General features: G+C 68.0%; 23 protein-coding genes, 1 tRNA gene and 1 pseudogene. 12 read left to right on the top strand and 13 right to left on the bottom strand.

The genetic code is table 11. The annotated features are described in order from the left end of the window. Positions 1–89: 89 nt before the first annotated feature. A complete protein-coding gene (locus tag ACFZDK_RS11010; RefSeq protein ID WP_390971718.1) occupies positions 90–989 on the top strand; it encodes a rhomboid family intramembrane serine protease in 900 nt (299 codons plus the stop codon). 287 nt (positions 990–1,276) lie between these two features. Here the strand turns inward: ACFZDK_RS11010 and crgA are convergent, their stop codons facing one another. After that, positions 1,277–1,531 carry a cell division protein CrgA gene (gene crgA / locus ACFZDK_RS11015; protein ID WP_390971719.1) on the bottom strand — a complete coding sequence of 85 codons (255 nt, stop codon included), beginning with the start codon at positions 1,529–1,531 and terminating at the stop codon, positions 1,277–1,279. 152 nt (positions 1,532–1,683) lie between these two features. Between crgA and ACFZDK_RS11020 the strand changes: the two genes are divergently transcribed. The 6 genes from ACFZDK_RS11020 to ACFZDK_RS11045 are packed head-to-tail and all read left to right on the top strand — an operon-like array spanning position 1,684 to position 5,838. Continuing rightward, positions 1,684–2,472, top strand: coding sequence for a DUF881 domain-containing protein (locus ACFZDK_RS11020; RefSeq protein WP_390971720.1), 789 nt, complete (start codon positions 1,684–1,686; stop codon positions 2,470–2,472). Positions 2,473–2,496: 24 nt separating this feature from the next. Further along, positions 2,497–3,183 (top strand): class E sortase, encoded by a 687-nt coding sequence (locus ACFZDK_RS11025; protein WP_390971721.1) that lies wholly within the window; start codon positions 2,497–2,499, stop codon positions 3,181–3,183. Between the two features lie 52 nt (positions 3,184–3,235). Next, positions 3,236–3,397, top strand: coding sequence for a hypothetical protein (locus tag ACFZDK_RS11030; protein WP_390971722.1), 162 nt, complete (start codon positions 3,236–3,238; stop codon positions 3,395–3,397). Continuing rightward, on the top strand, positions 3,394–4,032 hold the full coding sequence (locus tag ACFZDK_RS11035; protein ID WP_355712424.1) for an aminodeoxychorismate/anthranilate synthase component II: 639 nt from the start codon (positions 3,394–3,396) through the stop codon (positions 4,030–4,032). The genes ACFZDK_RS11030 and ACFZDK_RS11035 overlap by 4 nt, the downstream gene beginning before the upstream one ends. Then, positions 4,029–5,069 carry a class E sortase gene (locus ACFZDK_RS11040; RefSeq protein ID WP_390971723.1) on the top strand — a complete coding sequence of 347 codons (1,041 nt, stop codon included), beginning with the start codon at positions 4,029–4,031 and terminating at the stop codon, positions 5,067–5,069. Before ACFZDK_RS11035 ends, ACFZDK_RS11040 begins: the two co-directional genes overlap by 4 nt. 19 nt (positions 5,070–5,088) lie before the next feature. Next, on the top strand, positions 5,089–5,838 hold the full coding sequence (locus ACFZDK_RS11045; protein WP_390971724.1) for a class E sortase: 750 nt from the start codon (positions 5,089–5,091) through the stop codon (positions 5,836–5,838). Between the two features lie 34 nt (positions 5,839–5,872). Here ACFZDK_RS11045 and ACFZDK_RS11050 read toward each other — a convergent pair whose 3' ends face one another. The 8 genes from ACFZDK_RS11050 to ACFZDK_RS11085 all read right to left on the bottom strand — a co-directional run bounded on the left by ACFZDK_RS11050 (position 5,873) and on the right by ACFZDK_RS11085 (position 15,066). Then, entirely contained in the window at positions 5,873–6,106 is a 234-nt protein-coding gene (locus tag ACFZDK_RS11050; RefSeq protein ID WP_390971725.1) for a restriction endonuclease, read from the bottom strand. A gap of 208 nt (positions 6,107–6,314) precedes the next feature. Then, positions 6,315–6,695 (bottom strand): hypothetical protein, encoded by a 381-nt coding sequence (locus ACFZDK_RS11055; RefSeq protein ID WP_390971726.1) that lies wholly within the window; start codon positions 6,693–6,695, stop codon positions 6,315–6,317. Positions 6,696–6,894: 199 nt separating this feature from the next. Next, positions 6,895–8,874, bottom strand: coding sequence for a Stk1 family PASTA domain-containing Ser/Thr kinase (gene pknB / locus ACFZDK_RS11060; protein ID WP_390971727.1), 1,980 nt, complete (start codon positions 8,872–8,874; stop codon positions 6,895–6,897). Between the two features lie 169 nt (positions 8,875–9,043). Next, complete coding sequence (locus tag ACFZDK_RS11065) at positions 9,044–10,528, bottom strand: penicillin-binding transpeptidase domain-containing protein (RefSeq protein WP_390971728.1); 1,485 nt, start codon at positions 10,526–10,528, stop codon at positions 9,044–9,046. Next, positions 10,525–11,967 carry an FtsW/RodA/SpoVE family cell cycle protein gene (locus ACFZDK_RS11070; RefSeq protein ID WP_390971730.1) on the bottom strand — a complete coding sequence of 481 codons (1,443 nt, stop codon included), beginning with the start codon at positions 11,965–11,967 and terminating at the stop codon, positions 10,525–10,527. The genes ACFZDK_RS11065 and ACFZDK_RS11070 overlap by 4 nt, the downstream gene beginning before the upstream one ends. A 27-nt stretch (positions 11,968–11,994) precedes the next feature. Continuing rightward, positions 11,995–13,560 (bottom strand): Stp1/IreP family PP2C-type Ser/Thr phosphatase, encoded by a 1,566-nt coding sequence (locus tag ACFZDK_RS11075; RefSeq protein WP_390972490.1) that lies wholly within the window; start codon positions 13,558–13,560, stop codon positions 11,995–11,997. A 98-nt stretch (positions 13,561–13,658) separates the two neighbouring features. Then, a complete protein-coding gene (locus ACFZDK_RS11080) occupies positions 13,659–14,180 on the bottom strand; it encodes an FHA domain-containing protein (RefSeq protein ID WP_132888381.1) in 522 nt (173 codons plus the stop codon). A 10-nt stretch (positions 14,181–14,190) separates the two neighbouring features. Further along, entirely contained in the window at positions 14,191–15,066 is an 876-nt protein-coding gene (locus tag ACFZDK_RS11085) for an FhaA domain-containing protein (protein ID WP_390971732.1), read from the bottom strand. Between the two features lie 386 nt (positions 15,067–15,452). Between ACFZDK_RS11085 and ACFZDK_RS11090 the strand changes: the two genes are divergently transcribed. From ACFZDK_RS11090 to ACFZDK_RS11105, 4 genes are all read left to right on the top strand, one after another. Further along, positions 15,453–15,539 (top strand) — tRNA-Leu (locus ACFZDK_RS11090). Between the two features lie 111 nt (positions 15,540–15,650). After that, positions 15,651–16,598 (top strand): hypothetical protein, encoded by a 948-nt coding sequence (locus tag ACFZDK_RS11095; protein ID WP_390971733.1) that lies wholly within the window; start codon positions 15,651–15,653, stop codon positions 16,596–16,598. Between the two features lie 437 nt (positions 16,599–17,035). Beyond that, positions 17,036–17,737, top strand: a complete 702-nt coding sequence (locus tag ACFZDK_RS11100) for an SDR family oxidoreductase (RefSeq protein WP_390971734.1) — start codon at positions 17,036–17,038, stop codon at positions 17,735–17,737. A gap of 87 nt (positions 17,738–17,824) precedes the next feature. Beyond that, a complete protein-coding gene (locus ACFZDK_RS11105) occupies positions 17,825–18,196 on the top strand; it encodes a DUF1330 domain-containing protein (RefSeq protein WP_390971735.1) in 372 nt (123 codons plus the stop codon). A 119-nt stretch (positions 18,197–18,315) separates the two neighbouring features. On the opposite strand, the pseudogene ACFZDK_RS11110 reads toward ACFZDK_RS11105, so the two are convergent. After that, a pseudogene (locus ACFZDK_RS11110) lies at positions 18,316–19,037 on the bottom strand (SDR family NAD(P)-dependent oxidoreductase). 90 nt (positions 19,038–19,127) lie between these two features. Here ACFZDK_RS11110 and ACFZDK_RS11115 point away from each other — a divergent pair. Beyond that, positions 19,128–19,652 carry a TetR family transcriptional regulator gene (locus ACFZDK_RS11115; protein WP_390971736.1) on the top strand — a complete coding sequence of 175 codons (525 nt, stop codon included), beginning with the start codon at positions 19,128–19,130 and terminating at the stop codon, positions 19,650–19,652. A 22-nt stretch (positions 19,653–19,674) separates the two neighbouring features. On the opposite strand, the gene ACFZDK_RS11120 is transcribed toward ACFZDK_RS11115, so the two are convergent. The 3 genes from ACFZDK_RS11120 to ACFZDK_RS11130 all read right to left on the bottom strand — a co-directional run bounded on the left by ACFZDK_RS11120 (position 19,675) and on the right by ACFZDK_RS11130 (position 22,776). Beyond that, entirely contained in the window at positions 19,675–20,244 is a 570-nt protein-coding gene (locus tag ACFZDK_RS11120) for a TetR family transcriptional regulator (protein WP_390971737.1), read from the bottom strand. A 277-nt stretch (positions 20,245–20,521) separates the two neighbouring features. Then, positions 20,522–21,646: a 4Fe-4S binding protein gene (locus tag ACFZDK_RS11125; RefSeq protein WP_390971738.1), complete on the bottom strand. Its 1,125-nt coding sequence runs from the start codon at positions 21,644–21,646 to the stop codon at positions 20,522–20,524. Between the two features lie 437 nt (positions 21,647–22,083). Continuing rightward, the gene (locus ACFZDK_RS11130) at positions 22,084–22,776 is read right to left on the bottom strand and encodes a MerR family transcriptional regulator (protein WP_390971739.1); all 693 of its coding nucleotides are present in this window, start codon (positions 22,774–22,776) and stop codon (positions 22,084–22,086) included. Between the last annotated feature and the right edge of the window lie 178 nt (positions 22,777–22,954).

Raw genomic sequence — 22,954 nt, forward strand, 5'->3', positions numbered from 1 at the left:
CGGACAAACCTCCGAAGGGAACCAAACGCCCCGCCCGTCCGTAAGGATGTGCGGGGCACAATGGTGACCACCACGAGCGAGGGGACCCCATGGAGGACCAGGCGGCAGGCAGCGCGCGCGACGCCCACAGCCTGCCCATGTGCTACCGGCACCCGGACCGCGAGACCGGCGTGCGCTGCACCCGGTGCGAGCGCCCCATCTGCCCCGAGTGCATGGTCAGTGCCTCCGTGGGCTTCCAGTGCCCCGAGTGCGTCCGCGGCACCACCGCCGGCCAGAGCGGCCCGCCCCCCGCCGCCGCCCAGCCCCGCACCCTCGCCGGCGGCACCATCACCGCGGACCCCCGGCTGCTCACCAAGATCCTGATCGGGATCAACATCGCCGTCTTCCTCGTCCAGCTCTCGGTCGGGGACAGCTTCACCAACCGCTTCGACCTGATCGGCCAGGCCTGGTTCCGGCAGTACGGCGATGTCGAGGGCATCGCCCAGGGCCAGTACTACCGGATGCTGACCGCGATGTTCCTGCATGACAGCTCGAACTACATGCACATCGTGTTCAACATGCTCAGCCTGTGGTGGATCGGCGGCCCACTGGAGGCCGCGCTCGGCCGCGCCCGCTACCTCACGCTCTACCTCGTCTCCGGCCTGGCCGGCAGCGCGCTCACCTATCTGCTCGCCGCCCAGAACCAGCCCTCGCTCGGCGCGTCCGGCGCGATCTTCGGCCTCTTCGGCGCGACCGCGGTACTCATCCGCCGACTCAACTACGACATGCGGCCGATCATCGCCCTGCTGGTGATCAACCTCATCTTCACCTTCAGCGGCGGTATCGCCTGGCAGGCCCACATCGGCGGCCTGGTCGCCGGTGTCATCACCGGATACGCGATGGTGCACGCCCCGCGCGAGCGGCGGAACCTCATCCAGTACGGCACCTGCGCGCTGGTCCTGGTCCTGGCCGTCGTGCTCACGGTCGTCCGCACCGCCCAGCTCACCTGAGCCCGATCACGGCGGCTCACCGCACCGATACCGAACCGTTGTCCACAGTTGGTGGCGGATCTTGTGCACAACGTGCGCGCACAACTGCGCCCCCTGTCCCTCACTTGCGTTTCCGCAGGTCGGGCAGGGGGCGAACAGTTACGCGAGAGGTGTTGTGGTAGTCGTACCGGCGTCAACGTCCGATGGGTTATCCACAGATCGTCGTCTTTTCCCCAGGAGGGTGTGGACAGCAGGTCAGGCCTGTGGATAACTCAGCGAACAGCCCTGGGCAGAGCTGTCGGCCGGGGCTACTTCCACTGCGTGGAGACGCCGAAGCCGGCCGCGATGAAGCCGAAGCCCACGACGATGTTCCAGTTGTCGAGGCTGTCGAGCGGCAGTGAACCGTCGGTCACATAGAAGACGACGATCCAGGCCAGCCCGATGAGGAACATGGCCAGCATCACCGGCGCGACCCAGGCTCGGTTGTTCAGCTTGAGGGCGGTCGCCTGCTTCGCCGGGGGCGGCGTGTAGTCGGCCTTCTTGCGGATACGTGACTTCGGCACGAGGGTCTCTCCTGTCGATGCGCTGCGTGGCCGCGCAGGTAACTGGGTCGGGCTCGGGGCAGCGTACAAGGGGACAGTAAGGGCAGACTGAGCGCTCCCCCGGGCGTCCGTTAGCGTAGTGCTTCCGTGGCGCTGAAGGAGATAAGGGTACGTTGAGCAATTCTGCCGACTCCAACGCGACCGGATCAACGGGTTCGGCCCCGGCCCGCAAGGGCGGCTTCCGGCCGGTGCGGATTCTCACCGTGTGCGTCTTCGCCCTCGCCGGTCTTCTCTTCTTCACCAGCTTCAACACGGCCAAGGGCACCGACATCCGCTCGGACGACAACCTGCTGAAGCTGTCCGACCTGATCCAGGAGCGCAGCCGCAAGAACAAGGAGCTGGACGAGTCCAACGCGAGCAACCGTGACCAGAACGAGAAGCTCGCCGAGCGCGACGACGGCTCCACCAAGGCTCAGGACGACAGGCTGACCGGGCTGGAGAAGGACGCCGGCACCCGGAAGCTGACCGGCAAGGCGATCACCGTCACCCTCAACGACGCCCCGCCGAACGCCACCGCCAAGCTGCCCGGCTATCCCGAGCCGCAGCCCGACTACCTGGTCATCCACCAGCAGGACCTGCAGGCCGTGGTGAACGCCCTCTGGCAGAGCGGCGCCCAGGGGATCAAGGTCATGGACCAGCGGCTGATCTCCACCAGTGCCGTGCGCTGTGTGGGCAACACCCTGATTCTCCAGGGCCGCGTCTACTCACCGCCGTACAAGATCCAGGCGATCGGGGACCCCGCGAAGATGCAGCAGGCGCTCGCGGACTCGGAGGCCATCCAGAACTACATGGTGTACGTCAACGTCTACGGCCTCGGCTGGAAAGTCACCGAGGACGGGACGGTGACTCTGCCGGGTTACTCGGGCACAGTGGATCTGCACTACGCGAAGCCCGTGGAGTAAGCAGCTCGTCCTTTGGAGCCGCCGGTGCGCGTGATCGTCAGGACCGTCAGCGAGCTCTGCATCACCGTCGGCACGCTCATAGTCCTGTTTGTCGTGTATGTGCTGTTCTGGACCGGTGTGAAGGCCGACAGTGTGATGCACGACCAGATCGACCAGTTACAGCGCCAGTGGTCGGACAGTGCCGCCGTTCACCCCACGGCCAAGGCCTCCGCGGCCGCTCCCGCCGAGCCGGCCGCGTACCACTACGGCAGGCCTTTCGCGATCATGTACATCCCGCGGTTCGGTTTCACGTGGAACAAGCCGGTCCTGGAGGGCACGGGGACCGATGTGCTGAAGAAGGGCCTCGCCCACTACGCGCGCACCGCGCGGCTGGGCCAGGAGGGCAACTTCGCGGTCGCCGGCCATCGGCGCACGTACGGCGATCCGTTCCTCGACTTCCCGAAGCTGCGGGTGGGGGACGCGATCGTGCTGACGGACGGTACGACCTGGTTCACGTATCGGATCGACAAAGGCCCCTACAAAACAGTTCCGACGGACGTTGAAGTGATCGACCCTGTGCCACGTAAGTCGGGGTATACGCGTCCGGGGCGCTATCTCACGCTGACCACGTGCGATCCGGAATGGGGGCACAGCCATCGGCTGATCGTCTGGGCGCACTTGGACTCCACGCAGCCTGTGGAGGCAGGCAAACCGAAGGCGCTGCGCCGTTAGTCTGGTGCAGTACGGCGGGATTCTGGTGCCGTGGTGGAACGGAAGGGACGGCATGTACGGCTGGATCTGGCGGCATCTGCCGGGGAACGCGTGGGTGAGGGCGTTGATCTCACTCGTGCTGATCCTGGCCGTGATCTACGTCCTCTTCCAGTACGTCTTCCCCTGGGCCGAACCGCTGCTGCCCTTCAACGATGTGACGGTGGACAACCAGTGAGCGCGCGGATTCTCGTCGTCGACAACTACGACAGCTTCGTCTTCAACCTGGTCCAGTACCTGTACCAGCTGGGTGCCGAGTGCGAGGTGCTGCGCAACGACGAGGTGTCGACGGCGCACGCCCAGGACGGCTTCGACGGCGTCCTTCTCTCGCCCGGCCCCGGGACACCGGAGGAGGCCGGCGTGTGTGTGGACATGGTCCGCCACTGCGCGGCCACGGGCGTCCCGGTCTTCGGTGTCTGTCTCGGTATGCAGTCGATGCAGGTGGCGTACGGCGGTGTGGTGGACCGGGCGCCCGAGCTGCTGCACGGCAAGACCTCGCTGGTGGAGCACGAGGGCCGGGGGGTCTTCGCGGGGCTGCCCACCCCCTTCACCGCGACCCGCTACCACTCGCTGGCCGCCGAGCCGGCGACGGTCCCGGCCGAGCTGGAGGTGACCGCCCGCACCCACGACGGGATCATCATGGGGCTGCGCCACCGTGAACTCCCGGTCGAGGGTGTGCAGTTCCACCCCGAGTCGGTGCTGACCGAGCATGGGCACCGGATGCTGGCCAACTGGCTGGTGGAGTGCGGTGACCAGGGGGCCGTGGCGAGGTCGGTGGGGCTCGCCCCGGTGGTGGGCAGGGCCACGGCGTGACCGCGCTGCGCCCGGAGCGCGAGACCGATACCTCGTACGGGGATCAGTCGTACGGGGGCTCTGGCGCGCTCGGGGAGACGGCGTATCTTTCGCCGGTCGGGGAGCCCACGGGGTATCTCCCGCCGATCGACGAGGAGACCGTCGCTCTGCGGATCCCCGATCCGCCGCCCATATCGGCTTCTGCGGGCACAGCAGCCTCTTCTGTCCCCGGAGCCCCAGGTGGCGGCCGCGCGGCCCGCAGAAAGGCCGCCAAGCGCCGCGGTGGCCGTCACGGCGGCGCACCGGAGACGGCACCTCAGGAGAGCCGGGCGTCGGGACGGCCCCTGTCCCGGGTGGAGGCCCGGCGCCGGGAGCGGTTGCGCAAGCCCTCACCGGCCGTCGTGGCGAGCCGGGCGATAGGCGAGGTGTTCATCACCACCGGCGTGCTGATGCTGCTGTTCGTCACCTACCAGCTGTGGTGGACGAACGTGCGCGCCCATGCCCAGGCGGGCAGTGAGGCCAGCAGCCTCCAGAAGGACTGGGCGAGCGGCAAGCGGGCGCCCGGTGTCTTCGCGCCCGGGCAGGGCTTCGCCATCCTGCACATCCCCAAGCTGGACGTGGTGGCGCCGATCGCCGAGGGCGTCAGCAACAAGAAGGTCCTCGACAAGGGCATGGTGGGCCACTACGGCGAGGGCGTGCTGAAGACCGCGATGCCGCAGGACAAGACCGGTAACTTCGGGCTGGCCGCGCACCGCAACACGCACGGCGAACCGTTCCGGTACATCAACAAGCTGACGGCGGGCGACGCGGTCGTGGTGGAGACGCAGGACGAGTACTTCGTGTACAAGGTGACGTCGATGCTTCCGGTGACGGCGCCCAGCAATGTGAGTGTGCTGGACCCGATCCCGAAGGGGTCGGGCTTCACCAAGGCAGGCCGCTACATCACGCTCACCACCTGCACGCCGGAGTTCACCAGCAAGTACCGGTTGATCGTCTGGGGCAAGATGGTCGAGGAACGCCCGCGCAGCAAGGGCAAGCCGGACGCGCTCGTCGAGTAAGGGCAGAGGCAGAGGAACAGTGGCAGCGACCGCCGACGACACCGAAGACCAGACCGACGCGCCGGACGCGGCCCCCGCACCGGGCCGTCGGCCGATCGGCCGGATCGCGACGGCGGTCAGCGTCTTCGGTGAACTCCTGATCACGGCGGGCCTGGTGCTCGGCCTGTTCGTCGTCTACTCCCTGTGGTGGACGAACGTCGTCGCCGACCGCAAGGCCGACCGGGAGGGCGACAAGGTCCGTGACACCTGGGCCCAGCAGGACACCGGCCCCGGCGCGCTGAACACGAAGAACGGCATCGGCTTCCTGCACGTTCCTTCCATGAAAAACGGCGAGGTGCTGGTCGAGAAGGGCACGTCGACGGACGTCCTCAACGACGGCGTCGCCGGCTACTACACGGACCCCGCCAAGGCCACCCTCCCCACCACCGGCAAGACCGGCAACTTCACCCTCGCCGCGCACCGCGACGGCCACGGCGCCAAGTTCCACAACATCGACAAGGTGAAGGTGGGCGACCCGGTCGTCTTCGAGACCCGCGACGACTGGTACGTCTACAAGGTCTACGACATCCTCCCCGAGACCTCGAAGTACAACGTCAAGGTCCTGTCGCAGATCCCGAAGGAGTCCGGCAAGAAGAAGCCGGGCCACTACATCACCCTCACGACCTGCACCCCGGTCTACACGAGCCGCTACCGGTACGTGGTGTGGGGCGAGCTGGTGCGGGTGCAGAAGGTCGACGCGAAGCGGACCCCGCCGAAGGAACTGCGCTGACTGAGCGCCTTGAAGGCGCTCAGTCGCCTATGGCCTACCTCAGTGCTTTGAGAGGCGTTCCGGCGCTCCACGCCTCCGACTGGAGGCGGTTGACGGTGAGGACCCCGGCCAGCTCGGCGATTGCCTGAGCCTCGCTGCTGAAGTCGGACGTGGCGACGAAGAGAGCGATGTCCGCACGATCGACGGCTCGTGCGGCGCCGGCGAACCTCTGCATGGCGGAGCTGCTGACGTAGCGATGGCCGACGTGGTTCTTGCACTGGACGGCCACGCGACGCAGCCGTCACGCCGTAGGAGATCGGCGACGTGGCGTTCGAGAGCCTGCCATGTCATGGCCTTGAGCGCCGAGACGGTGCCTGTCGGACTTTCCATCTCCGGGAAGTTGAGGCGCACGTGGTGCTGGCCCAGTTTGCGTTCCACGTACTCGATGTCCTGCCGGAGCTCGATGAGCTCCCGGCGGTGCTCGCCCGAGGTTTCGATCAGGGCGTTGAACAGTTTTCCACAGGTTGTGTCCGGGCCAGGTACTCCATGTCGAGGAGGTAGACACGTACCTGACGTGCGACTTCGCTGTCACGGAGGAGCATGGCGACGTTGAGGACGGCTCGGCGAGAGAAGAGCGCGAGGGACGGGGTGCGCGACTGAATCTCACTGAGCTCCTTAAAGGAGCTCAGTTCTGAACCTGTCAAGACTTGGTAGCCATTGGCATCCAGTTCTGGGCGGTGGTCGAGTACGAGAGAACGGATGGCTTTGATGCCCACCTGAAAGTAGGTCGCCACCATCGTCGGGTCGAGGACGTCGGTGCGGTCCAGCACGCTGCTGCGCAGGGCCTGGGACTCCAGCAAAGCTGTTTGGTCGATCATGTTCTGCCCCCTTGTTCGTGGTGGCCGTACGGCCGGGGCAGTGATCAGAGTCCCCACCCCACCCGATCAACGAGGGGTGGCGTGCGAGGGCACGATCGATGAGGGAACTCACGTGCGGGATTTGTGGGTCTTGGACGGAGCGGAGCCCCGGTGCCCTCCTGTGGGGAGGGTGCCGGGGCTCCGTTGTTGTGAGGGGGCGTCAGCCGTCGGTACCGCCGAAGAAGTTGGTACCGCCGTTGTTCCCGCCGTTGTTGCCGTTGCCGACGCTCACGGTGGTGAGGGTGATCGTCGTGCTGCCGGGGTCGTTGACGCCGGTGTTGGCCTGCGGGTCCTGGCTGGCGACGATCGCGTTGTCGCTGGAGTCGCCGTTCACCTGGATGTTGGTGAAGCCGGATGCCTGCAGGGTCTGCCTGGCCTGCTTCAGGGTCTGGGTGACCACGCTCGGCACGGCCGTCTGCTGCTTGGCCTTGCCGATCTGGATGTTGACCGTGGAGTCCTTGTCGACCTGCGTGCCCGCCTGCGGGTCGGTCGAGACGACCTTGCCGACCAGGTTGGCGTCGTCGGTGTCCACCTCGGTGCAGTTGCCGGTGAGGTTGTTGGCCGTCATCTGCGCCTTGGCCTCGTCACAGGTCTTGCCGCTGACGTCGGGGACCGTGGACTTCTCCTCGGCCTTGGCGACCTCAAGGGTGATGGTCGAGCCCTTCTCCACCTCGCTGCCGCCGTCGGGGTTCTGGCTCAGGACCGTGCCCGGGGTCTGGTTGACCACCGTCTGCTTGGTCTTGACCTTGAAGCCCTTGTTCTCCAGCTGCGTGGTGGCCTCGTCGACGTCCTTGCCCACGACGTTGTCGACGGTGACCTTCGGCGCACCCGTCGAGACGACGAGATTGACGGTGGAGCCCTTCTTGATCTCGGTGTTGTAGGCCGGGTCCTGGGTGCAGATGTTGCCCTTGGGCTGGTCGTCGCAGGTCTTCTGCGTGAACGCCAGTTTGAGGTCGCTGTTGATCGCCATCTGTTTGGCGGTCTTCTGGGTCTGTCCGATGAAGTTCGGCGTCTGGACCGTGTCGTTCCCGGCGCCGCCGCCGCCGAAGGCCCACTTGCCGATCAGGATGGCGCCCACCAGGACCAGGATGCCCGCGACGATCAGGAGGATCGTGGAGGTGTTGTTCTTCTTCTGCTGGCGGCGGCGGTCCGGGCGGTCGTCGTAGCCGTAGCCGCCGTCGTCCGGGTTCATGGGCGGCAGCATGGTGGTCGCGCCGGCGTCGGCGCGCAGTGCGGTGGTCGCCTGGTCGTCCGGGTAGCCGTAGCCCACCGAGCCCATCGCGGCGGTGGCCGCGACGGGCTGGCCGTCGAGGCAGGCCTCGATGTCGGCGCGCATCTCGTCCGCCGACTGGTAGCGGTAGTTCGGGTCCTTGACCAGGGCCCGCAGGACGATCGCGTCCATTTCCGGGGTGATCTCGGGGTCGAACACCGACGGGGGCTGCGGTTCCTCGCGGACGTGCTGGTAGGCGACGGCCACCGGGGAGTCGCCCACGAAGGGCGGCCGTACCGTCAGCAGCTCGTAGAGGAGGCAACCGGTCGAGTAGAGGTCCGAGCGGGCGTCGACCTGCTCGCCCTTCGCCTGCTCGGGGGACAGGTACTGGGCGGTGCCGATCACGGCCGCCGTCTGGGTCATCGTCATGCCGGAGTCGCCCATGGCGCGGGCGATGCCGAAGTCCATCACCTTGACCTGGCCGTTGCGCGTCAGCATGACGTTCGCCGGCTTGATGTCACGGTGGACGATGCCGCTGCGGTGCGCGTACTCCAGGCCCTGGAGGATGCCGATGGTCATTTCCATCGCGCGCTCGGGCAGGAGCTTGCGTCCGGAGTGGAGCAGTTCGCGCAGGGTCGAGCCCTCCACGTACTCCATGACGATGTACGGGATCGAGACCCCGTCGATGTAGTCCTCGCCCGTGTCGTAGACCGCGACGATCGCGGGGTGGTTGAGCGAGGCGGCGGACTGAGCCTCCCGGCGGAACCGGGCCTGGAAGGACGGATCACGCGCGAGGTCCACGCGGAGCGTCTTCACGGCCACCGCACGACCGAGCCGCGTGTCATGCGCGAAGTAGACCTCCGCCATGCCACCACGGCCGAGCACGTGGCCCAGCTCGTACCGGCCGCCGAGGCGACGCGGCTCTTCCATAGCTACCTACCAGCCCTCTCCGTCGGTCCCGGCCGCCACGAGTGTGTGGCCGGAGGCTGCCGTCCGGGCCTACCGTACCCGGCTGTGTTTGTGTGACCTGGCCAAGCCCGTAACCCGATACAGGACCGGTATCGCAACGTGCACCGATGTGAAGGGAACGTGATCGGGCTCACTTCTTGGAGTCGATGACCGCCTCCATCACGCTCTTCGCGATCGGGGCCGCGAGGCCGCCGCCGGAGATGTCGTCACGGTTGGCCTGATCGTCCTCGATCACCACGGCGACGGCGACGGGCTTGCTGCCGTCGGGGAGCTTGGCGTACGAGATGAACCAGGCGTACGGGTTCTCGCTGTTCTCGACACCGTGCTGGGCGGTGCCGGTCTTGCCGCCGACGGTGACGCCGTTGATCTGCGCGTTCGTACCCGTGCCCTGCTTGACGACCGTCTCCATCATCGACTGGAGGATCTGGGCGTTGTCGGAGGAGAGCGGCTGGCTCAGCTCCTCGGGCTCGGTCTGCGAGATGGTGTCGACGCTCGACGACTGGAGCTTGTCGATCATGTACGGCTTCATCAGCTTGCCGTCGTTGGCGACCGCGGAGGCGACCATGGCCATCTGCAGCGGGGTCGCCGCGGTGTTGTACTGGCCGATCGAGGACAGCGCGGTCTGCGACTGGTTCATGTTGTCGGAGAAGACCGAGGCGCTGGAGCGGACCGGGGTGAACTGCTCCTCGTCGAAGCCGAACTTCTTGGCCTCGGCGAGCATCTTGTCGTTGCCGAGGTCGGCGCCGATCTTGCCGAAGACGGTGTTGCAGGAGTACCGCAGCGCGATCCGCATGGTCGCGTTCTTGCAGGGGATGCTGCCCTCGTTCTTCAGCTCGGTGGTGGTGCCCGGCATGACGTAGGGCAGCGGCGACTTGGTGGCCTCGTCCGCGGAGGTGTACAGCCCGTTCTGCAGCGCGGCCGCGGCGGTGACCACCTTGAAGGTGGAGCCCGGCGGGTAGGTCTCGCGCAGCGCCCGGTTCAGCATCGGGTCGTTCGGGTCGTACTTCTTCTGCAGCTTCTTCCAGGCCGCGGCGTCGGTGTTCGAGTTGCCCGCGAAGACCGAGGGGTCGTACGACGGGTAGGAGGCGAGGGCCAGGATCTTGCCGGTGGAGGGGTCCAGGGCGACGACGGCGCCCTTGCCGCCCTGCTTCTTGAGCCCGTTGTAGGCGGCGCTCTGGGCGGCCGCGTTCAGGGTGGTGACGACGTTGCCGCCCTGCTTCTGCTTGCCCGTGATCATGTCGAGGGTGTTGCGGAAGAAGAGCCGGTCGTCGTCGCCGGTGAGGATGCCGTCCTCCAGGGACTCCAGCTGGTTGGAGCCGAAGGCCTGGGAGGCGTAGCCGGTGACCGGGGCCCACATGGGGCCGTTCTTGTACGTGCGCTTGTACTTCAGGTCGTTGAGGCCGGAGGAGCCGGACGCCGTGGACCCGGTGATCGGGTTGCCGTCGACGATGATGTCGCCGCGGGGGGTGGAGTAGCGGGCGATGGTGACGCGGCGGTTCTTCGGGTCCGTCTTGAGGGTGTCGGCCTTGACGTACTGGAGCCAGTTGTCCCGCAGCAGCAGGGTGAGGACCAGCAGTCCGCAGAAGAGCGCGATCCGGCGCAGGGGCTTGTTCATGACGGGCGGACCACCTGGGTCATCTCGGCGTCGGGGTTGCCGGCGGGGGCGGGCGCCGGGCGGCGTGCGGTGTCGCTGATTCTGATGAGGATGCCGATCAGCGCCCAGTTGGCCAGTACGGAGGAACCGCCGTACGCCACGAACGGCATGGTCATGCCGGTCAGCGGGATGAGCCCCATGACACCGCCGGCGACGACGAAGACCTGCAGGGCGAAGGCCCCGGACAGGCCGATGGCGAGCAGCTTGCCGAAGGGGTCGCGGGCGGCGAGGGCGGTACGGACACCGCGCTCCACGATCAGGCCGTAGATCAGCAGGATCGCCATGATGCCGGCCAGGCCCATCTCCTCGCCGAAGGTGGCGAGGATGAAGTCGGAGTTGGCGGCGAACCGGATGAGGTCGGAGTGGCCCTGGCCGAGGCCTGCGCCGAGGGTGCCGCCGGAGCCGAAGGCCCACAGCGCCTGCATCGACTGCTCGGAGTGGCCGGCCACGCCCTGCTGGCTGAGCGTGTACTCCTTCATCGGGTCGAGCCAGGCCTGGACACGCTGCTGGACGTGCGGTTCGAAGCTGGCCACACCGACGGCGCCGGCCGCGGACATCAGCAGACCGAAGACGATCCAGCTGGTCCGCTCGGTGGCGACGTACAGCATGATGACGAACATTCCGAAGAACAGCAGCGAGGTACCGAGGTCGGTCTCGAAGACCAGGATGAGGATCGACATCAGCCAGACGACCAGGATGGGTCCGAGGTCGCGGCCGCGCGGCAGGTACAGGCCGATGAAGCGGCGGCTGGCCAGGGCCAGCGCGTCGCGCTTCACCATGAGGTAGCCGGCGAAGAAGACCGCCAGGGCGATCTTCGCGAACTCGCCGGGCTGCAGGGAGCCGAGCCCCGGGACCCGGATCCAGATCTTGGCGCCGTAGATGTTGGCGCCGAGGCCGGGCACCAGCGGCAGGACGAGCAGGACCAGCGCGCCGAACATCGAGATGTAGGTGTAGCGCTGCAGGACGCGGTGGTCCTTGAGGAAGATCAGTACGACGACGAACAGCGCGATGCCCAGCGCGGTGTAGAGCAGCTGGCGGGGGGCGGCCTGGAAGTAGGTGGGCAGCGACTGCAGCAGCTTCGACTGGTCGAGCCGCCAGATGACCACCAGGCCGAGTCCGTTGAGCAGCGTGGCCAGGGGCAGCAGCAGGGGATCGGCGTACGCGGCGAACTTCCGGACGGCGAGGTGGGCGACGCCGGCCATCAGGCCGAGGCCCAGGCCGTAGCTGAGCAGGCCCGCGGGGATCTTGTCGTCGATGGCCAGGCCCACGTTGGCGTAGGCGAACACCGGGATGACGACGGCGAACACCAGGAGTGCCAGCTCGGTGTTGCGGCGGCTGGGCGCGCCGATGGCACCGATCGTGGACGTGTGGTGTGTCGAACTGTTGGTAGTACTGCTCATGGTGTGACAGGGCCTCTCACGGCTTGCCTACTGCTTACCGCACAGCGAGACGACCTTCTGCTCATCCTCCGAGAGGGTGGGGCCGGGGCTGGGGGTCGCTGAGGGGGACGGGGACGGTGACGCCGTGGAGGACGCCGAGTTCGAAGGGCTTGGCGAGGCCTTGGACGTGAGAGAGGTCTTGGTGGTTCCCGTGGTGCCGCCGGCCTCGCCCTGGCCGGTCTTGGAGTTGGTCTTGGACTCGGCGGCGGTGCGCTCCGACTCCTTCTTGCAGGCGGACGCCTGCACGGCCAGTTCCTGGACCTTCGACTGGGCGTCGGTGAGACCGCCCTCGGCGATGGTGGCCTTGACCTGCTTCTGCTGGTACGGCGGCAGGTACTTGAGTTCGATCTCGGGGTGGTCCTTCTCCACCTTCGACAGCGACACCCAGGCCAGGTCCTGACTGATGCCCTGGTACAGCGCGATGTGCTCGCCGTTGGCGCCGACGTAGTACTGCGTCTGCGTCCAGCGCCAGCCGCCGTACAGGCCCCCGCCGATGACGGCGAGGGCGAGCACGCTGAAGAAGGATCTCTTCAGCCACTTCCGGCCCGTGCGGGGCTTCACGAAGTCGTCGTCGGTGTAGTCGCCGAAGCTGCCCGCCGGGACGTACCCGGTGGTGTCGCCGGAGCCGGGCGGGCCGAACCCGCCGCCTCCGCCGTGTCCGTGCCCCTGGCGGCCGAGGTTGGCGGCCCGGCCGGCCGGGGTCTGCATGAAGCCGTTGTCGTGCAGGTGCTGCTGGTTCTCCGCGACGGCGCCGACCACGACCGGGGTGTCGGACAGCTGTCCCGCGAGGGTGTCGCCGGTGTCCAGGTCGAGGACGTCCGCGATGATGACCGTGATGTTGTCGGGGCCGCCGCCGCGCAGTGCGAGCTGGATCAGCTCCTGCACGGTCTCCTGGGGGCCCTGGTAGCTGGCGAGGGTCTCCTCCAGGGTCTGGTGGGAGACCACCCCGGAGAGGCCGTCGGAGCAGATCAGGTACCGGTCGCCGGCGCGGACCTCGCGGATGGAGAGATCGGGTTCGACGTGGTCGCCGCTGCCCAGCGCGCGCATCAGCAGGGAGCGCTGCGGGTGGGTGGTGGCTTCCTCTTCGGTGATGCGGCCCTCGTCGACGAGCCGCTGCACCCAGGTGTGGTCCTGGGTGATCTGGGTGAGCACGCCGTCACGGAGGAGGTACGCGCGGGAGTCGCCGACGTGCACGAGGCCGAGCCGCTGCCCGGTCCACAGCAGGGCGGTCAGGGTGGTCCCCATGCCCTCCAGCTGCGGGTCCTCCTCGACCATGGCGCGCAGCTGGTCGTTGGCACGCTGCACGGCGTGGCCGAGGGAGGTGAGGATGTCGGAGCCCGGCACGTCGTCGTCGAGCGTGACCAGGGTGGAGATCACCTCGGAGGAGGCGACCTCACCGGCGGCCTGGCCGCCCATGCCGTCGGCGATGGCGAGCAGGCGGGGACCGGCGTAACCGGAGTCCTCGTTGCCCTCCCGGATCATGCCTTTGTGCGATCCGGCGGCGAAGCGCAGTGACAGACTCATGCGCACCTCGCCCGTCGGCTCCGGGTACATCCGCACGGTGCCCACCCTCCGGTCGGGAGCGCGCGAAGGACCGGCGTCCGGTCCGCCGCCGCGTGCTCGCTCCGCTCGCGCCTACTCATGATGTAGCACTACTTCCGCAGCTCGATGACGGTTTTGCCGATGCGGATCGGTGCGCCCAGCGGGATCGGTGTGGGAGTCGTCAGCCGGGACCGGTCCAGGTACGTGCCGTTCGTCGACCCGAGGTCCTCGACGATCCACTGGCCGTCGCGGTCCGGGTAGATCCTGGCATGGCGGCTGGAGGCGTAGTCGTCGTCCAGCACGATCGTGGAGTCGTGGGCGCGGCCCAGGGTGATGGTCTGGCCCTGGAGCGCGACGGTCGTCCCCGTCAGGGTTCCCTCGCTCACCACCAGCTTGCTGGGGGCGTTGCGCCGCCGGCCGCCGCCGGCGGGCTGCTGGCCGCGCTGCTGCGGGGGTGCGGCCTGCTGCCGGGCGGCCGGCTGCTGCCGGCGCCCTTCTTCCCTACGCGATCCGCGCTGGGTGACGCGCGTACCGAACAGGTCGCTGCGGATGACCTGCACGGCCACGATCACGAACAGCCACAGTACGGCCAGGAAACCCAGCCGCATGACCGTGAGGGTCAGCTCTGACATTGCCCCCGCTTCACCCTTCGGCTTGCCGGTAAATGATGGTGCTGCTGCCCACGACGATCCGCGAGCCGTCGCGGAGCGTAGCGCGGGTGGTGTGCTGCCCGTCCACCACGATGCCGTTGGTGGACCCGAGATCCTGGATCGTCGAGGGCGTTCCGGTCCGGATCTCGCAGTGCCGGCGGGAGACGCCGGGGTCGTCGATCCGCACGTCGGCCTCGGTGCTGCGGCCCAGCACGAGCGTCGCGCGGGAGATCTGATGGCGGGCGCCGTTGATCTCGATCCAGTAGCGGGTACGGGAGCCGGGCGCCGAGGCGCCGACCGGCCCGGAGGGACCGGCGGGCCGCTGGCCGGCGGGCTGCGGGTAGCCGTAGCCGCCGGGGCGCTGCGGGGCGCCGGGCGGCGGTGCGCTCGGCATCGGCGGGGCCGCGGCGCCGCCGGCCTGCGGGTAGCCGTAGCCGCCCGGCCGCTGCGGGGCGCCGCCCGCGGGGGCGCGCTCCGGGGCCTGCTGGTTGCTGGAGGAGGCGAGTGTGCGGCTGCGCACCCGGTACAGGCCGGTGTCGAGGTCGTCGGCCTTCTCCAGGTTGACCTTGATCGGGCCCATGAAGGTGTAGCGCTGCTGCTTGGCGTAGTCGCGGACCATCCCGGCGAGCTCGTCGCCGAGCTGCCCGGAGTAGGGGCTGAGGCGCTCGAAGTCGGGGGCGCTCAGCTCCACGATGAAGTCATTGGGTACGACGGTCCGGTCCCGGTTCCAGATGGTCGCGTTGTTGTCGCACTCGCGCTGCAGCGCTCCGGCGATCTCCACGGGCTGGACCTCGGACTTGAACACCTTGGCGAAGGTGCCGTTGACCAGACCTTCGAGACGCTGCTCGAACTTCTTCAGGACTCCCACAGGGCACCTCCTCTGTCGCCTTGCCCGTACTGCGGCTGCTTCCGTTACCGCTCACTGATCGTATCTACGCGTCCGGCAATCAGCCGGTTCCCCGAGCGGCCCTCCTTCGAACTCCTCGGCGGGCTCCTCTTGCCATGGATCGTAGAGGTGGGGCACGACCAGTGTCCCGCACCTGACTGTGGACCCGATCCGTCTCCTGGAGAGATGGGCTGGACCGGTACGAGGTTGATACGTGAACGCCGACTGCTCGGTACGCGGGCGTCAGGTGAGCGCTGCCCAGCCATAAGTGATGTGAACCCACCCTGCCCCACGTGCTAGTGTTCTCGATGTCGGAAGGGGCCAGCCCGAAGGAAACAACGGGCCGGGAGCCGGAAGACACACCCAATGCGCGGGTGGCGGAATAGGCAGACGCGCTGGATTCAGGTTCCAGTGCCCGCAAGGGCGTGGGGGTTCAACTCCCCCCTCGCGCACCACGAAGAACCGACGGAACGGGTCTTCACCAGTGACGAAAGTCACCGGTGGGGGCCCGTTCCTCGTTGTCGGGTCGGACGTGGCCCGGACAGGGACATGGCAGGGCCCCGGCGGTGAGGTATCTCACGGCCGAGGCCCTGCTTTTTGTGCTGCTGGTTGTTCTCCGGGTGGAGCTTGGGTGGCCCTGCGTCGGGTCGGGCGGCTGGCACCAGGTGGTCCGGCGGCGGGGGCGTTCGCCGCCGAGTGCCAGCGTCTCGAGCCACTTCTTGATCTTGCGGCGGTTCGCGTGGGCCAGCTGGAAGGTTCTTGGCGTAGCCGTTGTAGCCCTCGACGCTGTTGCGGAGTCGGAAGTAGACCTTCTGCCATTCCGGGCCGCCGTACTCCAGGGGCTGCCACTGCTTGGCACCGGCTTCTGGGCTGACGGTGATGGCGTTCTGACGGCAGATCTTGACCGGGCCCGCTGGACTGGGCTCCGGGTCCACGAGGGGGAGGTGGATGCCGCGGCCCATGGTGTGGGGCTTGACGGCGCACTGGGCCTTGCCCGCTTCGGCGGGGCACATCATTCGCTGATAGCCGTCGGCGGTGACCCGTTCCAGGACGATCTTGCCGCCGGTCTCCTGGGTGCAGAGGTGGAGGCCGACCAGGAGGCTTCTGAGATGCAGGGTGCGATGTCGGCCGCGAGGGAGGTGGACGAACTCCTCCGGCAGGGGAACGAGCCGGCTGTCGTCGGCTTCTCCGATCGCCTCCTCGACGGCGGTGTCCTCGATGAATCCACGCTCGGCTCGCATCCCCAGAAGACGTTCGTGACGATCGGTCGGCGAGCTGCGTGGTGCTGTCATCCGCTGCCTCGCAGCAAGCGGGCGGCCTCTTCGGCGGGGACGGCGCTCAGGAACGGCAGGATGCGGGAGAGGCCGTGGAGGGTGTCGACGCCGGCCGCCGCCCTTCTTCCTGGCCGGATCTCCACCGGCGGCGCACGTGCCCTGCGCCGGTCTGCCGGATATCCGCACGTCGGTCGTGACACGGCTCCTGCTTTCGGATCCCTGGGTACAGCGCTGTGCTGACTCCGGGGTTCCGCCCGCACGCCCGGAGCCAATCGGCCAATTCCGTTGCCAATGAGCGAGACCGACTGCGCCGGACGGGAAATCCGCTTCGTTTTGGTGCGTTGTGATCCGGCCCGCTCAGGTTGGGGAGGCGCGCTGCCGCGCCCGTGGGACCACGGGCGACAGTTGGCCCGACGGAGTGATACCGCAGTACCAATCCTCCGAGCAGACCCCCACTGCCGCGGCCGGATGCCAGTCATGCAGTTCGTAACGCCGGTCGGTGTGCACCCGTGCCTGCGATCACCAGCCGAGCAGCGCCTGTGCCTCTCGTGAACGGTCTTCCACTTGGCGAGACGTGCAAGCAAGGACCTGATCGGCTGACCTTCGCGCTTGCGCTGGGAAACCAATCGGTTTACTCTTCTTGAAACTGATCGGTTTCCCGTTTTCTGGAGGTAGTCATGACCGCTCTGAAGGGCGCCAGCGTCTTCGTCACCGGCGGCAGTCGCGGCATCGGGAAGGCCCTGGTGGAGGAGCTGTACGCGCGCGGCGCGGGCAAGGTCTATGCCACGGCCCGGGACCCGCGCACCGTGACGCACCCCGACGCGGTGCCGGTGGCGCTGGAGGTCACCGACCCGGCCTCGGTGGCGGCGGCCGCCGCGCAGGCACAGGACGTCACGGTGCTGATCAACAACGCCGGCGCCTCGGTGGGCGCGTCCTTCCTCGACTCCCCGGTCGACGACGTACGCCGGGAGTTCGAGACCAACTTCTACGGCCCGCTCCTTCTCGCCCGGGCCTTCGTGCCGGTCATCGAGCGCAACGGCGGTGGCCACCTCCTCAACGTGCACTCCGTGCTGTCGTGGATCGCGCTCGGCGGCTCCTACAGCGCCTCCAAGGCCGCCCTGTGGTCGCAGACCAACTCCCTGCGCCTGGAGCTGCAGCCGCGCGGCATCGCGGTCACCGGACTGCATGTCGGCTACGTCGACACCGACCTGACGACGGGCGTCGACGCCCCCAAGTCCGACCCCCGTGACGTGGCCGCACTCGCCCTCGACGGCATAGAGGCCGGCGCCCACGAGGTCCTCGCCGACGACATCTCGCGGCAGGTCAAGGCGGGCCTGGCCGGTGACCTGGCCGGGCTGTACCCCCAGCTCGCCAAGTAGACCTGGCATCCGGCGAGAGACCCCACCGCCAACCGGCGCTGCGCAGGCCGAAAGGGCGCACCCAACGGCCGGGAGAGGATATTGGCAATGAGCGCGAATTCGCAGAAGAAGAAGTTTTACGCCCTGAACATGTTTGACGTGGTCGACTTGGAGAAATACCTTGCGTATTTCAGCCGATTGCCCGAAGCGGCTCCGCAATATGGCGGTCGCATGGTGGCGTTCGGTCGTTTCCGAGACAACGTAGCCGGTGACCTTGCGCCACGACAGGTTCTGTTTCTCGTCGAGTGGGAGTCCGAAGAGGCGTTCAACAGCTTCCGGGACGATCCGGACTTGGCCGACCTGCATCCGTTGCGGGAGAGCGGGACGGCGTCCTATATCTGGCAGACTTTCGATGGTTCCGATATGAGTGACCCCGCCGACGTTTCGCTCGACGATGTGCTGGCGGTTCTCAAGCCCTAGCCTCGATCTTTCGTGAGGGTCCACCGACTCCGCCGGTGGACCCTTTCGCTTTCCGGAGCTGATGGTGGACGGACCGGCGGCCGGTGGAGGTCGCCGAGAAGCGCGGGCCGCGCCGTGCGTCACCCGGCCAGCCGGTTCATCCTGCGGATCTGCTTGTCGAAGACCGCGGCGGGAGCCAGGCGGCGCAGTACGCGTGCGCGTCCGGCCAAGGGGCCGGCGGTGTAGCGCGGCTTCGGCTTCGGGCGGGTCGCGGCCGCCACGATCGCCTTGGCGACGACAGCGGGGGCGTCGCCGCCCCTGACGGCCTCCGCCATCACACGGTCGACGGTCTGCCTCTGCTTCGCGTACACGTGCAGGGGGATCTCGGGTTTCGCGCTGTTGGCCTCGAACCCGGTCCTGGTGTAGGCGGGTTCGACGATGAGCGCCCGGACGCCGTGGTCACGGATCTCATGGTCCAGGGACTCGGGTTAGCCCTCGATCGCGTGCTTGGAGGCGGCGTAGGCGGCCATGTAGGGCTGGGGCATGAATCCGAGGACGGACGAGATGTTGACGATGCGCCCGCTTCGCTGAGCGCGCATGTGCGGCAGGACCTCGTTCACCATGCGCATGACTCCGAAGACATTGGTGTCGAAGACGGCTTGGGCCTGTGCAACGGAGGTTTCCTCCGCCGCCCCCGTCGAGCCGACGCCGGCGTTGTTGACCAGGACGTCGATCCGCCCGAACCGCTCGCTCGCCCTCCTGGACCGCGGCGGCGAGCCGCCGCCACCAGCGCGAGCGCGGTTTCCCTGCCGATTCCGGACGACGCACCCGTCACGAGTACCACTGGCCGGTCTGTCGTCATCATGGACTCCCGCGCTCGTTCGAAACCGATCGGTTTCCGCTACAGTAAACCGATCGGTTTCCGTGTGCGAGTTCAGCAGGGGGTGAGGTCATGGGCGGGGTCAGTGCGCGGGAGCGGCGCGAGAGCGTCATTCGCGCGGCGATCGCCGAGTTCGCGATCGCCGGCTACCGCGGCACCACCACGGCTGCGATCGCCGAGCGGGTCGGCGTCACGCAGCCGTATCTCTTCCGGCTCTTCCCGGACAAGAAGGCGATCTTCGTCGCCGCTCTGGTGCGGAGTGCGGAAGACACTCGCCTGGCTTTCGAGAGGGCGGCCGACGGGGTGGAAGGAGGTGAGCGGGCCCGGCAGGCGATGGCGGACGCCTATGCGCGGCTGATCTCGACGTACCCCGAAACGCTCCTGATGCAGATGCAGGGATACCTCGCCGTGGCGGCCGCCACGGCGCAGGGCGACGACCTGATCGCTGAGGTGGTCCGGGCCGGCTGGATGAGTATCTGGGAAACCGTGCACCTGTCGCTGGGTGCTGATGCCGAGAAGACCGCGAGCTTCTTCGCCTGCGGCATGCTCGGCAACACGCTCACGGCCATCGGGCTTCCCGTGAACGCCGGGAGATGACGGTGTTCCGAGCAGGGATGCATCAGTGCACGCCTGCCGCGTCGAGCAGGGTGGTTACGGTGGGTGCGACGAGCCCGGCCAGGTTGTCGGCCTGAATTCCCGCGCGGGCGCTCGCGCCGTCGAAGACCAGGCTGAGCTGACGGGCCAGCAGATCGGGATCCCCCGCCCCGCCCCGCTCGGCCTCGGCTCGGAAGAAGGCCGTCAGATTCGCCTTGACCTGGTGAGCCACGCGGCTCGCCGGGTGACTCCGGTCCTTGAGCTCGATCTGCACTGCCAGATACCGACAGCCCCGGAACTCGGGCGCCCCTGCCTGCGATTCCACCTGCTCGAAAACGTGCAGGATCCGCTCGCGGGGCGACCGGCCGTCGTCCGCCGCGGGCAGGAGAGTTGTCACGTAGGCGGAGGCGCGCTCCTTCAGGCTCACTGCCAGGAGCTCGTCCTTGCTCTCGAACAGCTGATACATGGAGCGCTTCGACACCCCCGCCGCCTTGCACAGTGCCTCGACTCCGATGTTGACGCCGTCTCGGTAGGTGAGCGTGGCCGCCGCCTCCAGCAGGCGCTCCCTGGGACTCAGTTTCACTTCGGTGCTCATACCGTGAGGTTAACCTGGAGCGGACGAAATGAAAACCGATCGGTTTCCAGGGGCTCCGGGCGGGGGCTCGGCGACGGCCTGGGGGAAGGGCCGTCGCCGAACCATGAAGGTGTGCGTCGCCCTGCCGTCCCCGTTAGGGCGACGCACACCGGGGCCACTCCGAGTAATGGCCCGTCTTGGGTGACCTGCCGTCATGCCCGTGGGCCGGTCTTCTCCGGCTTCGTCTCCGCCAAGATGCGGTGCAGTCCCTTGCGGTCGTAAAAGCGGTGACTGCCGCTCATGACGTACGTGTCTCTCCGGCGGTGGACGCGGAACGTTTCGCCGGGGGCTGCCAGCCGCCGGTGACTTCCTTGGCGGGCTTGTGGGGGAAACGGCGCCGGGCGTACTCCTGCGCATGGGAGCCCGGCAGGACGTACAGGGTCTCCTTCTTGTCCTGGAGCGGCCGCAGCACGGTGTCCATGAACGACTTGCGGTCGTCCAGGTAGGGGCCCAGGACGTCCTCGCCGGCGGGGCAGACGGCCACGCAGTAGCCGGACTTGTAGCCGGGCGGAGAGCTCAGGCTCTGCCACAGGGAGGCGCTCTCGGAATCGGTGACCCGGGAGCGGTAGTCGGCGGCGTCCTCGCTGTCGGCCACGGTCTGCGCCCAGTCGGTGAACCCGCTCATGAACTCGCGGTAGTTGTGCGTGGTGCAGGCCAGCGCGTCGAAGGCGCCGTCCTTGGCGATGGCGCCGACCGGGCAGGCGGCGACGCACAACTTGCAGTCGATGCACGGGTTGTAGTCCAGTGCCTGCCCGTACTCGCTCACCTCGGCGTCCACCAGGACGGTGACCAGCAGGATGAAGCTGCCGAACTTCGGGTGGATGACGTTGCGGTGCAGGCCCATCACACCGAGTCCGGCGGCCACCGCGACCGTCTTGTGCGCCACCACCCAGATCCGCTCCCTGGGGAAGCGGTCCATTTCCTGCGGGAAGCCGACGGAGGGGTTGAGTGCGCGGTAGCCGGCGTCCTGGAGTGCCCGGGTGACGCTGCGGGCGGCGTGGTTGGCCTGTTCGTCGGTCTGGTGGAACTCCTGGTTGGCCACGCTGCGGGCGGGGGAACGGCAGTTGTCGCGGTTCATCCGGACCGCGATCGCGATCAGGGTGCGGGTGCCGGGCAGCGCGGACTGCGCGTACTCACGCTCGCCGGCCAGGTCGGGGTGGTCCAGGCTGACCGCGGCGACGTCGTCCGCCCCGGCCGCCAGGCACAGCTCGCGCAGCCAGGCCGCGTCGATCACCGCGGGCGGGCGCCCCGTGTCACCGGTCCCGCGCCGGGCGAGTACGGCCTGCACCGACGGGTGGGCCGCCAGCTTCGCCGGAAGCGGGGGATGAGTGGGTTGCCCCTCGGCGTCGCGCGCGGCAGTCATCCGTGCTCCTAGGGATGCGGGTACGAGGCTCGCCGACACGGGCGAGAAACCGATCAGTTTCACCACCGTAAACCGATCGGTTTTCGCGCGCAAGCCCAAGCGGCGAGCTTCTCCTTCGGACTGCCGATCGGGTTCACTTTTCCCCTTAGTCGCTGTCATGGACCGGCCATCGGTTTCCTAGGTGCAAGTGAACAAGTCGGTTGCTCGGCGTCGACCCCTTGTGTCGTATCGCCGAAACCGCGGGGCGCCCGGAGCACTTGGCCGGTGGGCCGGCGGCCTGCGGCGTGGGCTCCGGGCGCGCACGCCGCTTCTGCGGCCGGCTCGGAGCAAGGAATCCGGCATGCCGGCCGACGACCTCGCCGACGAGCCGGTGCCCGTCGCCGCGGGTTGAGTCCTACGAGCGGCGCGCCGTGGTCCGTCGGCGCCCCGCCGGGGACTCACTTCGTCGGCTGCTCCCCCCGCCCGCACGCCTGGCGATCGTGACGACGATGGTTCGCGTCCTCCTGGGCCAGCCGCCGCAGCAGCCTGACGACCGGCTCGAACAGCACGCTGAGGACCACTGCCCGTTCGGCGAGGGCGATCTGGTCCTCGATCCCTTCGAGCTGAGCGAAGTCCAGGTCCGCGGTGGAGGTGGCGAGCCGTGCGTAGGGGATGAGGTCGGCGGCCGTGTAGTCGGTGCCGAGGCGGCTGAGCACCGCGAGACTCTCGGCGAGTGCCGGGCGGTGCGGTGACGCGTCGGAGATGCGCCAGCCCATGCTCTCGATGAGAGCCTCGACCCGCTCGGCGGCTCCGACGGACGCCGCCTCGTCGGCGGCGTCCTCGTGGTCCCCGCCCTCCTTTCCGCTCGTCTCGGCGGACGGAACGGGCAGGGCGTGGTGGACGACGGCCAGGGTCTCGAAAGCGTCCAGCGGCTGCTCGACGGCTTCGAGCACTTCCCGGGTTCGGGCGACGGACAGTCCGCCGAGCTGGATGAGGGAACGGATCAGGCGCAGCCGCTGGACGTGCTCCTCGTCGTACTCGACCGTGGTCGGGTTCAGCGCGCGTCCCTCAGGAAGCAGTCCCTCCCGTCGGTAGTACTTGATGGTCGCCACCGGCACCCCGGACCGTCGGCTGAGCTCCGAAATCCTCATGCGCTCCCTCACGCTCAACTGTCCCTCCAGTATCGCGTTACCGAGGGTTGCCCCACCGGGCTCGATAGTGTCACTATCAGGCACTCGATAGTGGAGCTACCGAGTGCTTCTCCGGCGTGCCCTCTCTGCGCATCCCGGCCTCGGCTCACCTCGTACACCTCGTACACCTCGTACACCT

The sequence above is a fragment of the Streptomyces sp. NPDC007901 genome (assembly GCF_042959465.1).
GTDB lineage: Bacteria > Actinomycetota > Actinomycetes > Streptomycetales > Streptomycetaceae > Streptomyces.